At 59.6% G+C, this 13,861-nt stretch carries 8 protein-coding genes; 2 read left to right on the top strand and 6 right to left on the bottom strand.

Annotation, left to right across the window (positions count from 1 at the left end; translation table 11 throughout):
- Window positions 1-145: 145 nt before the first annotated feature.
- Together RBB49_RS25300 and RBB49_RS25295 are read right to left on the bottom strand one after the other, a co-directional pair.
- The gene (locus RBB49_RS25300) at window positions 146-1,132 is read right to left on the bottom strand and encodes an agmatine/peptidylarginine deiminase (RefSeq protein WP_306145703.1); all 987 of its coding nucleotides are present in this window, start codon (window positions 1,130-1,132) and stop codon (window positions 146-148) included.
- A 36-nt stretch (window positions 1,133-1,168) separates the two neighbouring features.
- Window positions 1,169-2,338 (bottom strand): DUF1176 domain-containing protein, encoded by a 1,170-nt coding sequence (locus RBB49_RS25295; protein WP_306145701.1) that lies wholly within the window; start codon window positions 2,336-2,338, stop codon window positions 1,169-1,171.
- Window positions 2,339-2,428: 90 nt separating this feature from the next.
- On the opposite strand from RBB49_RS25295, the gene RBB49_RS25290 reads away from it, so the two are divergent.
- Window positions 2,429-3,826, top strand: coding sequence for an adenylate/guanylate cyclase domain-containing protein (locus RBB49_RS25290; RefSeq protein ID WP_306145700.1), 1,398 nt, complete (start codon window positions 2,429-2,431; stop codon window positions 3,824-3,826).
- 386 nt (window positions 3,827-4,212) lie between these two features.
- Here the strand turns inward: RBB49_RS25290 and uvrB are convergent, their stop codons facing one another.
- From uvrB to RBB49_RS25270, 4 genes are all read right to left on the bottom strand, one after another.
- Window positions 4,213-7,236: an excinuclease ABC subunit UvrB gene (uvrB, locus tag RBB49_RS25285; protein ID WP_306145699.1), complete on the bottom strand. Its 3,024-nt coding sequence runs from the start codon at window positions 7,234-7,236 to the stop codon at window positions 4,213-4,215.
- 118 nt (window positions 7,237-7,354) lie between these two features.
- Window positions 7,355-9,322 carry a hypothetical protein gene (locus RBB49_RS25280; protein ID WP_306145697.1) on the bottom strand — a complete coding sequence of 656 codons (1,968 nt, stop codon included), beginning with the start codon at window positions 9,320-9,322 and terminating at the stop codon, window positions 7,355-7,357.
- 12 nt (window positions 9,323-9,334) lie between these two features.
- Window positions 9,335-10,702 carry a hypothetical protein gene (locus RBB49_RS25275; RefSeq protein ID WP_306145695.1) on the bottom strand — a complete coding sequence of 456 codons (1,368 nt, stop codon included), beginning with the start codon at window positions 10,700-10,702 and terminating at the stop codon, window positions 9,335-9,337.
- Between the two features lie 486 nt (window positions 10,703-11,188).
- Window positions 11,189-12,718: a diguanylate cyclase gene (locus RBB49_RS25270; protein ID WP_306145693.1), complete on the bottom strand. Its 1,530-nt coding sequence runs from the start codon at window positions 12,716-12,718 to the stop codon at window positions 11,189-11,191.
- Window positions 12,719-12,948: 230 nt separating this feature from the next.
- Between RBB49_RS25270 and RBB49_RS25265 the strand changes: the two genes are divergently transcribed.
- Window positions 12,949-13,803: a hypothetical protein gene (locus tag RBB49_RS25265; RefSeq protein WP_306145692.1), complete on the top strand. Its 855-nt coding sequence runs from the start codon at window positions 12,949-12,951 to the stop codon at window positions 13,801-13,803.
- The last annotated feature ends 58 nt before the right edge of the window (window positions 13,804-13,861 follow it).

Raw genomic sequence — 13,861 nt, 5'->3', positions numbered from 1 at the left:
GGATTCCGGATCTGGCCATGCAGCTCTGCTGCAGACCGTCCGGAATGACGGATAAAAGAAGCAAACAACGTCATTCCGGACAAGTGCAGCCGTGCTGCACGCTGATCTGGAATTCAGATGTATTCCTGCCGCAGGCAGTCCCTTTTCAAAGTTCCGGCTGATCGTTGGTTACGCAGTGAATGCCGCCGCCGCCGTCGGCGATGGACCAGGCGTCGACCAGATAGACCTCGCGACCGGGGAAATAGCGCCGAAGGTCCTGTCTCAGGGATGCGTCGAGCGTTTCGTCAAGCTCGCTCATGGCAACAACATAGCCGTCGCCGACAAGCCAGTTGACGTCGCCGGGGTACCATTCGACGTTGAAGCCGAGGGTCCGGAGGTCTTCTGCAAGCCGGGTTTCGGTTTCCTCGCCGGTGTCGGCAAGGGCGACGGTGGTCGGGTTGATGAAGCGCGCAGAGCCATCGATATGACCCGTGGTGATGTCGTCGGGATGGTGTCCGTAGGACCAGATGATCTCCGTCAGGCCGAGGGCCGCTTTCAGGATCTGTTCGTGTTCTTCTTTCGTAAGGCCCGGATTGCGCTGATCCTGGCAATCCCAGTTTAGAAGGGCGATGCCCGCACCGTTGACTTCGAGATTGCCCTTTTCCAGCACGTAGTCCGTCCGGTCGTCGACTTCCATGTCGAGCAGGGCACCGAGATGGACCGGAACCCGGTCGTCCTTGCGGTAGGTGGCCCCCGTGGTGCCGTCCCACCCGGTGAAAGCCCAGTTCTGGATCGAGAGCGTTTCGCCGTCCGTGACGTATATGGGCCCGTTGTCGCGCATCCAGGCATTGTCGATCGGGATGATGTGCCAGGTCACGTTCGCAACGCTGACGCCGCGGTTCATCAGGAATTCGGCGGCCGCCTTCCGTGCCCCTTCGGAATTGGCGAGCAGGTGAACGTTTTCGTGCTTTTGCACCGCCTGGATGATGTCGGCAAAGGCGGGCCGCATGTCCTTCTCATACCTGCCGGGCCACTGCATCCAGACAGCCGCCTGCGGTTCCCATTCCGCCGGGACACGGCGTGTCTCCGCCTTACTCACGGAGGCAACCAGCAGGCCTGCGAGCGCAACTCCCAATAGAGGCCATCTGCTCATCGGTATTCGGTTCCCGTTTCCTGTTCTGTGGTCCGGTCAATTGCCCATCTCGTCGATGGTCCAGCTCAGCGGCCAGCCCTCCGCCGGACCGGTCACGCCGTCGCAGGTGGGCTTTTCCAGATATTCGACAAGCTCGTAGTCCCCACTTTCGGCCATCATTTCGTGCCGTTCAAATGCGCCGCAATCATAGTTTGGCGAATAGTAGGTGGTGCCGGTGACGCCACCCGTGTCCGGATCGAAAAAGAGATTGTTGACCAGCGCGTGATTGGGCTGGTTGAAATCCGGCGGGGTCTCGAATTCCTTCCATTCGTCGAGGGACGGATTGAAGGGAATGTGAACCGCCATGAAATAGGGCACGTTGGCATCGGCCATGGAACAGGGCACGACCCAGGTTTCCACGTCGCCCTCGGCATAGAATTGCGCGCCATAGGCGGGCAGGGTTTCGTCCAATTGGCAGTCCAGCGTGCGCGTGCCCATCATCTGGACAGTGTCGGGCAGTTCGTTGACCGTATAAACCAGGCCGCGGGCGCCGGTCGACAGGTCCTGTGAGGGCATGACCGGAGGGGGAAGATCGTTCGCGGGTGCCGGAGGGGCCGCCGCTTCGGTCTGCTTCGGTGCGGCGGCAGCTTTCGGAGCAGCTTGTGCGATGGCAACGGAGCCGTCCGCCGGCAGGCCACCCCAGGCAACAACCGCATCCAGACGGCCGATTCGGCCCTGTTCCTCGTCCATGGCCAGCAAGGCATGGGTCAGGCCGGCCAGCTTGACCCAGTAGGTGAGCGTGCCGGTTGATCCGCCAAAGTCGATCTGGATTTGAGCGTCCTCGCCCAGGCGCAGTTTTTCAACGAGATCCCGGTGAGGATCGCCGCCGAAGGTCATCTCGTTGCCGGTGTAGATCTTCGAAACCGTGCCGAAATAGCCGTAATTGTCTTCGTCGAGGCTCTCGATCTCGATGCGCGCGCGCATGCCGACATCCAGCTCGGTCGCAGGCCGCAGGGTAACGAAGACATCGCTGCCGGGTTTGGCACCGCGTTCCACCTTCAGACGGAAGGCCTCGTCGTTGGAGCTTTCGCCCTTTGTCTCGGCGATGCAGTAATTCTTGTCGTTGCAGCGGACTGTCCAGTCGCCGAATGTGGTGCGGGCCAGTTCCGCCCCGGCCGGGCCGGTGAAGGCCACAACGGCAAAGGCAGCAATAAATAGTCTCGTCACGAATTCCCCCGGGCCGAAGCGTGTCGTTTCAGGCGCTTCCATGGGTATCATGGAATGGTGTCGGAATTCCTTATACCCGCGGGAAATCCGATGAAGCCGGCCGAATGGGACGACGGCTGTGCGTGTCCGTCCTATATGTCTCTTTCGGACCGTTTGCCGCCAAAGGACCGCTTGCCGTTGACCGCTTCTGAAACGCAACAGACAACCAAAGCTCCTGCGCCGGGTGAAGACCGCCTGGAACAGGCGGAACGGCGGGGGCTGCGCCTCGCGATCATCTGCCGGACGATTGCCGTCGGCGCGGCCTTCCTTTGGGTTGGCGGGACCTGGGCTTTCACCGGGTTTTACCCGAACCCCTGGATCTTTGTCGGGCTCGGCGCTTTCACCGCGATCGGAATCGGTCACGCGAGCCTTATCGGCACGCGCTTCGACCGCTGGTGGATGAAATATGCCATCTATCTCGTCGACGCGATCGGGATCTGCATGACGTTTGCATTCTTCCCGATCAGCCGGAGCGGCGACGTGCCCCAGATCCTCGCCTTCCGGGCTTACGGCATCTACTACCTGTTTCCGCTGGTTGCCATGGCAACCCTGTCGCTGTCACCGCGTCTCGTGCTTTGGACAGGCGCAGCTGTGGTCGCCGGGTGGTGGACGGCCTTCCTGATCGTCGTTTCCGGAATGGAACGCACGCTCTCCTGGGGTGATCTCACGCCCGGCGCCGGGTACGACGCCTATGTCGGTGTGTTCCTGTCGCCGGACTTCATCGGCAACGGCAACAGGGTTGAGGAAACCGGGTTCCTGTTCATCGCGACCGGTATCCTGGCGCTTGCGGTTGTCCGGGCCCGGCGCGTGTTCCGGGCGCAGGTGAGGGCGCAGGCGGAGCGGGAACAGGTCGCGGCAACGCTCGGGCGCTACGTTCCGGAAGCGGTTGCCCGCCGGCTGATCGACGACCCGGCGGCGCTCGCCCCGCAGGAACGTCATGCCGCGATCCTGGTGATGGACATTGCCGGCTTCACCGCCTATTCCGCCGGCCGTGCGCCGGGCGAGGTGATCGATCGCCTGAACGGGTTTCTGGCCGGATGCGCGGAGGTGATTTCCCGCCATGACGGTGTCGTCATCCAGTTCACCGGCGACGGCCTGATGGCTTCCTTCGGTACACCGATCGACAGCGATGCACCGGAACGCGACGCGATTGCTGCAAGCCGAGGACTCCTCGACGAAGCGGAGGCCGCCGGCTTTTCCATCCGTATCGGCCTTGCCGCCGGGATGGTCGCCTCGGGCAGCATCGGCTCCTCCAGCCGTCAGGCCTTCACGGTCTATGGCGACACCGTCAACCGCGCCGCCCGTCTCGAAGCCCACGGCAAGATGCTCGGCAAGGCCGTGCTGATGGACACGGCAATGATGGGACACGCGGGCGAGGGGTTGGAACGCTTCGACAGGCAGGAGCTGAAAGGGCTCGCGGACAGGGTGGATGTGTATGCGCTGGGGTGAAGGCTGCCACACAATCCGCGCCGCCCCGGCCCCGAGCCGGGGCCTGTTTGCATTGACTGCCGGGGTCCCGGATCAGGTCCGGGACAGCGTGTTTGGTGGGGGCGGGGACTCCCCTCGGCCGTCATTCCGGACAAGTAAGGCGATGCCGAACGCCGATCCGGAATCCAGACATCTTCCGCGCCAAAGGCACGTCTTTCATCAAACGATAGTTTGCAATGGATTCGGAGCTCGTTGCGCTCGCGCTGATGTCTGGATTCCGGATCCTCACGCAGCGCCGCTGCGCTTGTCCGGAATGACGCGTGGGGGTAGCCGGCGTGCAGATTATCTCAGCCGTCATCCCCGACTTGATCGGGGATCCAATGCCGTTCCCAGAGCAAGTGCAATGATTATTGCCCCGGCCGCCCGCTCTTCTTCGGCCGGCCTCTTCGCTTCTTCTCATCCACCGGGTCTTCATAGGATCCGGCCCCGATCTTGCCGCGGCGGACCGGTTTGACCGGGTCGTCGGAACCGAGCGGGACTTCGGTCCGGCCGACGGTCATTTCGTCGAGGGTGTTCTTGCGGACCTTGGCGCTGGGGGCGGGGAGGGCGGATTTCTGTTTGGCGGCTCTCGCGCGATCCCGGGCGGTTTCCTTTTTCTTGCCGCTGGCGCCCTCCTTGGTGCCGCCGGCGCCGAACTTGCGGTCGCCCCTGAAGCCGCCGGTGCGGCCGTCGACGTCGGACTGGCGGGCCATGGCATCGTCTGCGACGGCAAGCTCGGTTTCCTGAAGGCGCTTGATCTCGTCGCGCAGGCGCGCGGCGGTCTCGAAGTCGAGATCGGCGGCAGCGTCGCGCATCTGCTTTTCCAGGTCCTCGATATGGGCGGCAAGGTTGTGGCCGACCAGCGAGCCTTCCTCGGCGAAGCCCGCATCCACCGTGACGTGATCCTGCTCGTAGACGCTGTCGAGAATGTCGGCAATGTTGCGCTTGACGCTTTCCGGCGTGATGCCGTGCTCTTCGTTGTAGCCGAGCTGCTTTTCCCGGCGGCGGGTGGTTTCCGCAATCGCCCGTTCCATGGAACCGGTCATGTTGTCGGCGTAAAGGATCACCTTGCCGTCGACATTCCGGGCCGCGCGGCCGATCGTCTGGATCAGCGAGGTTTCGGAGCGCAAGAACCCTTCCTTGTCCGCGTCCAGAATGGCGACCAGCGCACATTCGGGGATGTCGAGACCCTCGCGCAGCAGGTTGATGCCGACGAGCACGTCGAAGGCACCGAGGCGCAGGTCGCGGATGATCTCGATGCGCTCCAGCGTGTCGATGTCGGAGTGCATGTAGCGCACGCGCACGCCGTTCTCGTGAAGATATTCGGTCAGATCCTCGGCCATGCGCTTGGTCAGCGTGGTCACAAGCGTGCGGTAGCCCTTCTGGGCAACCTCGCGCACCTCGCCAAGGAGATCATCCACCTGGGTGGAGGCCGGGCGGATGTCGATCACCGGATCGACGAGACCGGTCGGGCGGATCACCTGCTCGGCGAAGACGCCGCCGGACTGTTCCATTTCCCAGGAACCGGGCGTCGCCGAGACGGCGACAGACTGCGGCCGCATGGCGTTCCATTCCTCGAAGCGCAGCGGCCGGTTGTCCATGCAGGACGGCAGGCGGAAGCCGTATTCGGCCAGCGTTGCCTTGCGGCGGAAGTCGCCGCGGTACATGGCGCCGATCTGCGGAATGGTGACGTGGCTTTCGTCGGCGAAGACGATGGCATTGTCGGGCAGGTATTCGAACAGGGTGGGGGGCGGCTCGCCCGGTTTGCGGCCCGTCAGGTAGCGCGAATAGTTCTCGATGCCCGCGCAGGAGCCGGTCGCCTCCAGCATTTCCAGGTCGAACATGGTGCGCTGTTCCAGACGCTGCGCCTCCAGCAGGCGGCCATGGGTGTTCAACTCCTCCAGCCGGTGCTTGAGCTCGTCCTTGATCGACTTGATCGCCTGGTTCAGCGTCGGCTTGGGCGTGACATAGTGCGAGTTGGCGTAGATCTTGACGCTTTTCAGCTCGCCCGACTTCCTGCCGGTGAGCGGGTCGAACTCGGTGATCGACTCGATCTCGTCACCGAACAGGGAAATGCGCCAGGCCCGGTCCTCGTAGTGGGCCGGGAACAGCTCGATCGTGTCGCCGCGCACCCGGAACGCACCACGCTGGAAAGCAGCGTCGTTGCGCTTGTATTGCAGGGCGACCAGATCGGCGATGAGCTGGCGCTGGTCGATGCGCTCGCCGACCTCGATGGCGAAGGTCATCGCGGTGTAGGTTTCCACCGAGCCGATACCGTAGATGCACGAGACCGAGGCGACGATGATGACGTCGTCGCGCTCCAGCAGCGCCCGGGTGGCCGAGTGGCGCATGCGGTCGATCTGCTCGTTGATCGAGCTTTCCTTCTCGATATAGGTGTCCGTGCGCGGGACATAGGCTTCCGGCTGGTAATAGTCGTAATAAGAGACGAAATACTCGACCGCGTTGTCCGGGAAGAAGGTCTTGAACTCGCCGTAGAGCTGCGCGGCCAGGGTCTTGTTTGGCGCCAGGATCAGGGCAGGGCGCTGGGTGCGGGAAATCACCTGCGCCATGGTGTAGGTCTTGCCCGAACCGGTGACGCCGAGCAGCACTTGGGTCTGCTCGCCGGTCTCCATGCCTTCGACCAGTTCGGCGATCGCGGTCGGCTGGTCGCCTTGGGGCTGATATTCCGATTTCAGGACGATCTCGACGCCGCCCTCGGACTTGGCCGGACGGTCCGGCCGGTGAGGCACCCACAATTCACCGTTCTTGTGCAGCGGGTTGCCGGATTCAATCAAAGCGGACAGGGCCTCCACGGTCGCGGTCGCGCCCTGGTTGCCGCCGAGATCACCGTAGCGGCCGTCCGCCGCCGATTTCTTTTTGTTGTCCTTCTTGTGCTGCTTGAGCTTTTCCTCGAGCTGTTCGGCCTCCTCCAGCGACATGTCGAGACCGGCCACCGGGTTCAGACCACCGGCTGCGCGTTCGCGCGCACTGTCGGCTTTTCCAATGGAGGTGCCTCGCGCCGATTTCGTCGGCTTTTCGATCTTGCCCTTGGCTTTCGCCCCCTTGGGAGAGAGCTTCGCCTTGCGGCCTTCCTGCACGTCCTTGGCGACCGCTCCGTCGCCGCCCGCGCGCTCGCGCTCGCGCGACGAGGTCCGCGCAGTGCGGCTGATGGTACCGGGTGCACCCGGAGCAAGATCCTTCGGCGCGGCCGGGTCCTTGATTTTTGATTTCGCACTCGGCGCAGGCTTGTCGGCCTCTTCCGCGATCTCGGCGGCCCAGTCGCTGATGGAGCCGGAAAGCGGTGTGCCGGACAGAGGCTTCTGCGGCGCTTCGCCGAACCCTTCGGGTGCGGCGGTGTCTTCGGAACGGGATTTGGAGGAACGCTTCTGCATGGAAGGCAATATGGTCCGGTTCCGCACGCGTGGAAAGGGGGCGACCCCGGCTTCACGCAGGTTTTCCGAACTTCCTGTCAGTCTCCTGACACAAGGGTGTCAGGAGAGAGATGTCTGGCTATGCTTCTAAAAGTTCTGCCAGAACGCTCTCGACTTCTTCTGGCATAACATGGGCTTTGTTCAGCCCATCTCCGGCGTAGTAGCTTTGTCCCCTAAGTACTGTTCGGTTTTTGTTGTTGGTTAGTTTTTTCAGAACGGGAAGAGCCGCCCAAACTTGCGCAAGGCGCGAACCAAAGTTGGTTATCGAGATCGTTCCATCGAGAAACGCATCGAGACCTTTCTCTGAAATTAGTTGCATAGCCATCGCGTCTTGCAAGTTTTCATCGTAAAGCTCAGATTTCGTCAGATTGAGACTGGTTATCAATCCGTCAAGCGTATCTCTTATGATTTGGTATTTTCCTGCAGCAGAGGACTTGCTGCCCTCGCGAACAAATTCATCCTGCCACTCTCGGACTGCGGCGAGACTCATCTTTGTGAATTCTGGTTTGTTCAAATTCTTGGAATTACCAAAGAACGCATTGTAGTTGCCGCCGCTTTCCTTCCGGGCAATCAACGCAAGCAAATTTGAAAATTTGGGATCTGTCTTTGATCCGATTGATGTGTTGCCTTTTGTTGAGAGTTCCTGATGCCAACGAATATGTCGTATCTTGTTTTTGTGTACATGTTGTTCGGTAATTTTGTCACTTTGGTTTCCGCCGAGCACGACCACCTTCTCTGTGCCGTCCACCTTTCCAGCGAAAAATCCGACGTGACCAGAGGCGCCTTTTGCCAACGGGATAGTTACGACAATCGCGCCGAGAGGGATGTCCCGGAGATCAAACTGGCGCAGATTAATGTTGCCCCAATTCATCCAGTTTGCCGCCCGCGCGCCTTCTTTCACGATCGTTGCTTTAAATGACGGGTCAGAATTCAGTAGGCAATGTCCAACAAACGCCCCACACCAAGGTTTGTTCTCGGATGTTTCAAGATTCACCGATTTAAAATACTCGATTACTTTGTTCAGGCCCTTGCCGTTGGCTTCATTCAGGCCTTCACCGTCCCAGAGCTTTTTCTCCTCTCTTGCGACCTTGAGCCAGGGCGCGTCTCCTCCGAACGTATTCAAGTCGGGCAGTAGGAAATCTGCATGTTCCCGGATGAGAGGTAGCGCTTTCTTGAAGCCTTTGGAAAGTGCCTGCGACGTGATCTCAAAAAACATGTTCACCGTGACGGGAACATCATCCTTCGTTAGAAACCTCTTACGATCTTTCAGCAGCGCATCCAGCTTCGGCTTGGTCATTAGCGGTTCGAGCGCGTCTGAGACGCTCGTGGAACCATTCTCGTTTTCCTTTAACTCGTGGAACTTGTGAGCAGCTGCTGTACCTAGCAGATGGCAGTGAAATACGTTCAGGTAGCTCGGTACGTGAGGACCGTCCACTGGTGGTGAGGTCGGGTTAATCAGGCCTGCGAAAGCTTCGGCGTCCCGCAACGACTTGTATGCAGCGCCGCCAACTTGACTGTTTGGAATGTGTCGTTCGAAAGCTGAAACCTTGGCACCCATACGCTCGGCAGATGCCTGATAGTCCTTCCAATCTGTGCTCGAAAGTCTAAATGGCCCTTGAGCATCGGAGCTAGACATGTCGGGCTTGAGGTTAGAAAAAGGCTGGTCATCAGAGTGACTTTCCACATAGGCCCAAGCAAGCAAATAGTCGGCAACGACTGGCATGGACGTGCCGCTACCCGGTGATATGGACGCATACTCCGCACGGGCGCATGAGCGTACAAACGGGATGAGCGAAAGCGGAACGTCGATGATACTTCCGGGCGCTGGCTCGTGAAGAAACTTGACCTCTACGAAGCCGTTGATGCTTTTGTCGCCTTCGAGGTGCACAAACATCCAAGTCTGGTCGTTGTTCTCGCCATCGGGCTCTGCAACAACAAGATCACCTTCGGCGAGAGCCATGCCGTTCGAAACAGAGGGAGCATCTTTGTCATCGACGAGTTCAATGAAACCGGCGTCAGTATCGCTGATCACGAATGTCAGTGCCATCTTGCCCTCGCGTTACTGTGTTGCGGATGCAGGGTTTCTGAGCCTTTTGAGAAGTGACCATGTGACCTGGTCTGCAGATCCCTTGGTCTCATCCGTGAGGCCGAAATTTGCGCGGATCGTCTTTATTGCATTGCGTAAATCAGCGTTGTTTAGATCCAAATCGACGTCGAGGTCAGGATCGAAGGACCGGTTCATGAGACCAATCATACCCTTGGTGCGTTTTTTTCTTTCTTCATCCGTAACCAGCTCAAACCAAACACGCTCAAAGATATTCTTATATTTGGACGTATCACATGTCCCCCAAGAAGTAAGAAACTCTACCTCGAAATCGTCGAGTTTTCCGTTGCTTAGCGGTTTGCGGAAATCTGGGAAGTTATCGCTTCGAAAGGGCGTATCCTCAAAAATCTTGATGGCGTTAATTGTCGGATCATCGACGATCCCAGGCTTGTATCCTTGAACACACATCGCTTCTTGAACCAGTTTAAGGTCTTGTTTTTCGTAGTTCGCGGGGTTCTTGAATACCTTGTCAAAGTCCTTACCAGATACCGGGCCTAGGCCTTTGGGTCGACCGGTTCCAAACTCTTGCTCAGGTTTCAAGGGTGTTGTTCTTGCAAGAGATGCGGCGATCTGAGCTGGGTCGTCTAGCTTCCGGACGAGTTCTGTTGTGCCTGTCGCTGTCGCGCGGGCGTAAGTGTTCACATCCATTGTAATTGTGTAGGGCATGCAAATGCGCAGATACGAGCGAAGCGTATGGATGACATTCGGCTTGTAGGTGAATTTGGTATCGCTGAATTTTTGCCGAAATGCCATACGACGTTCACTGACAATTGTCTTGATGGTCGAGTTTTCGATACCGAGATTGATCAGCGTGTGTATGTCGGTGAACAGTTTTTGAGAGTAGCCGAAAGCTAAACCAACAATTCCGATAGCCTTGGCGGACGCTGGCGTTGTCGCCAAGAGGATCGCATTAGTAAGATTGCTGATTGCATTGAGTTGCGATACGCCGAAGTCGCGTCTCAGACGTGCTTGTTCCATCCACGCCAGGTAATCGTCGCAGCGGCGGTCAATGTCATTAAAGCCTGTGTGAACGATTATCGACCAATTGCCGCTTTGCTCGACTCTGTGTAAGCAGGCGCGTGCATTTTCCGGGCTAAAAGAAGAAAACTCCGCCTGTTGGCAAAGGAAACCAATATACTGGTGGAGTTGCTGAGTCGCCCTTTCCATGCCGGGTGAGTACAGATCGGCTCCAATACCCGCTCCGGTTCTGTAGTCGAATGCTGTTTCACCACACCCAGACACCGCTAACGATGTGGCGATCGCCCCAAAAAAGCGCAAAAAAGACCGGTGTCCGCGCTTGCGCAGACTCCTGCTGGTCGTCATGGGACCACTCCGTGAAGACTCTGAAACACCCAAGGCACCCGGACGCGGATGCGCAACTGAACGAACTATCCGGGGCCGGGCTTCAACGTGTCAATTGTTTGTTAACCAATTGCAGGCGCGGGTTGTGACCGGGATTTCAATCCGGCCCGTCCGCGCCCGATGACGATGCTTTGGCCGGCAGATAAGTGTCTGCCGAACAAGTCTTATTCATCACAAAGTCGTGGTGAGGTTCCGGCGCGGAACAACGTGATTGCCTCAAGATTAGATGTGGACACAGGCGTCCTGAAAGACTGCAGCCCGGAAATTTGACCTGTCAGTTTTCTTTAATGTGAAAGAATTGAGCGAATCGCGGCAGTTGTGCTGATGGTTCGCGTCTCTTTTGCGGATGCGCGAACACTGTGCCGTGCGGGTCCACGTCAACCGTCCGCACACCACTGTTGCCCGGTTTCCGGTGACAGGCCTTGTCTTTCGTAAAGGTATTCCGGGTCAGCCGTTGACTGCGCGCTGCCCGCCGGCGTTTCCGTTGACCGGGACAACCGGGTTCTGCCGGTAGAGATCCTCGATGGAGACCGCCATGTTGCGTCCGTTTTCCTTGGCGAAATAGAGCGCCTGGTCGGCCAGGGCCAGAAGGTGGGACGCGGTGTCGGCATGTCTGGGGGCTGCCGCCCAGCCGATGCTGACGCCGATCTGCGCCAGGCCGCCGGAAACGGGAATGGGCTGCGCGATTGTCTCGATCAGCGTATCGGACAGCCAGCGCATGCGGTTGTCGTCGACCGGGCCGCGCAGAAGGGCCATGAATTCGTCGCCGCCGGTTCTGGCCACCAGCGCGTCGCCGGCAAGGACCTTGCGCAGCCTCACCGCAACCTGGCGGATGACCATGTCGCCGGCTTCGTGCCCAAAGGTGTCGTTGACCGCCTTGAACCGGTCGAGATCGATGGCCATGACCGCGCAGGGTGTCTCGTGGCAGGTCTCCATGGCGCGATCGAACACGGCGTGGAAGCGCGGCCTGTTGGCCAAGCCGGTCATCAGGTCGTGGGTCGCCATGCGGCGATTGAGCGTTTCGCTGTCTTCCAGTGCTTTTGATTTCTGTGCCAGCTTGCGGGCAAAGACGATGCCGATGGCAATGAACATCAGAACCAGAAGGACCGCGATCGGGCCGATCGTGTTCCGGATCTTGCTGCCGGGCGCAGCGCTCGTCCACTCGAAATAGCCGATTGGACGGTGGCCGTGCGCGGAAACCGGCACGCTGGCCGCGTGATGGTCGCTGCCGGCGACATAAGTGAAGTCCTCAAGCAGCAGTGTTTCGCCAATCTCGGAGAGAAACGCCTCCTCGATCAGCGCGACCGACACGATCACGCCCGGAGGGCCGTCGGGAAGCGACAGGTTTGCCGTTTCCGGCACGATCGCCATGGCGCTGACGAGCGCCGGTTTGCCGTCGACATTGCGGACGTCGGTCGCATAGATCGGTGCGAGTTCACCCTTTTCGACATATTTCACCTTGTATCCGTCGGCCGAGGGACGGCGGACGGTCTGGTAACCGATACGGGCCTTGGCGATGAGATCCCGGGTCGCGTCCAGAACCTGTTGTCCTGCGAGGGGTGGGACGACTTCGTCTTCGGCGGCAACAAGGATGGCCTTGTTGCGGCCATCCACGATTAGCGTCCAGTCATGGTGAAAGTCGAGCCACATCTGGCGGGCGATGTCACGGGCGAAGGCATCGTCGATGCGGTCGTCGATCTGGACTTCGCGCGCGGTCTTGTCATTGACGGCGATGAAGGTCTGGTGGCGGGCTTCCAGCTCAAGACTGTGTTCCAGTGCTTCGGTCACAAGGGCGCGCTCGTGGCGCAGGGCCAACTGGTCCGCACGGTGGGTGGTGCTGATGAAGAGATAGACCATGGCAAAGACGCCGCCTGCCAGAAGCAGGGCAATCGAGGCATAGGCGAAATGGCGCAGCCTGACGCTCTGTGCCGCCTCTCCCGTCGCCACTGTATTCCTTGCCGCTTTTTCCCGGTTCATAAAGCGCATGCCCCCACATTGCCGAAACCTTGTCCGTTGCTTCAAAGCGTTGCACGGAGCCGGTGAAAATCAGGTTTTCGAGTGGGAGATCAGGCGGGGTTTTGCGAGTCTGGGTTAATGGTCTGTGAGCGGCATCGGGTCAATTTTCCCCAATCAGGCCGTGCTTTGCATCCTTCCTCCACGTCGCATACGCTTGGCCTCATGCGAGCCGCACTCTGGAGACAACGCGCATGGAAATCGACCGCAGACACTTTGTGAACCTCACCGCCGCAGGCGGAATGGGCTTGCTCCTGCCGGGCACATCTTCAACCGTGCGTGCCGCAACAAAGGGATCGGCGCAGTTTCTCGATCATTTCGCAGGCGAAGGGGCGAAAGTCCTTGACCCGCTCCCCCTGATAACAGGTGTCGGTTTCAATGGCGGGCTCAGGTATGACGATACGCGGGCGTCCTATCCAGACGGCGTGTCGGTCTGCATCCAACCGTCCTGCCGCGTTGAGGATGCAGGCAAGTCCGGAGATCCCGGCGTGCTCGCCCTCTTTCATATCGCGGTTCTCAATCTGCCCGTAAGCGCGGGGCCGGGCGAGGCACTCCGACAGTTGATGCGATTTGCCGTTGAGACCGAAAAGCTCGATCCGGAGAAAGTCGTCTTCGTCTCCACTGAGGTGTTTGAACCGCACTTTTCAAGTGACCCGCTGTTGCAGAAGGGACGGTTCGTGAAACGGGACTTTCAGGAAGCACGGGCCGCAGGCGACGGATCGGGCTTTTTCTCACCGGATGGCCATCCGGACACCGACGGCTTCAACTCCGTGAGCATTCACTATCCGATCGAGGACGGATCGGAAGGACCGCTTGCCTATCCGCTCTCCGGGTTTCTGGAAATCGGCGAGATCAGTCTTGCGGATGCGGCGTCGGGACCGGCAGGCACCGTCGGTGGCGGCTTTGGCCTTGAGCGCCTTGCCCTTGCCTCGGGCCGGCAGGCGCCTGACTACGCCGAGAGCCGTGCAAGACTGCTGGACCTTGCAAAACAGGAAGCGGCAGCGACCGGCAGCGCATTGCCGGAAGGGCTCAAGGCTTTTGCGGACTAGGTGCCGCGCAGCTATTCCCCCGTCGGAGATCTCTGCCCCTCATCGACTTCGTTGACGC

The sequence above is a fragment of the Roseibium sp. MMSF_3412 genome (genome assembly GCF_030733265.1).
Classification (GTDB): domain Bacteria; phylum Pseudomonadota; class Alphaproteobacteria; order Rhizobiales; family Stappiaceae; genus Roseibium.
Note: the sequence above shows the minus strand (reverse complement) of the source record. Positions and strands in the feature narration are given on the sequence as shown.

Bases quoted from the DNA above. Each gene is read 5' to 3' on its own strand.
- RBB49_RS25300 (WP_306145703.1), bottom strand. From the start codon at position 1,132: ATGAGCAGATGGCCTCTATTGGGAGTTGCGCTCGCAGGCCTGCTGGTT.
- RBB49_RS25280 (WP_306145697.1), bottom strand. From the start codon at position 9,322: ATGGCACTGACATTCGTGATCAGCGATACTGACGCCGGTTTCATTGAA.
- RBB49_RS25270 (WP_306145693.1), bottom strand. From the start codon at position 12,718: ATGAACCGGGAAAAAGCGGCAAGGAATACAGTGGCGACGGGAGAGGCG.
- uvrB (WP_306145699.1), bottom strand. From the start codon at position 7,236: ATGCAGAAGCGTTCCTCCAAATCCCGTTCCGAAGACACCGCCGCACCC.
- RBB49_RS25265 (WP_306145692.1), top strand. From the start codon at position 12,949: ATGGAAATCGACCGCAGACACTTTGTGAACCTCACCGCCGCAGGCGGA.
- RBB49_RS25275 (WP_306145695.1), bottom strand. From the start codon at position 10,702: ATGACGACCAGCAGGAGTCTGCGCAAGCGCGGACACCGGTCTTTTTTG.
- RBB49_RS25290 (WP_306145700.1), top strand. From the start codon at position 2,429: ATGAAGCCGGCCGAATGGGACGACGGCTGTGCGTGTCCGTCCTATATG.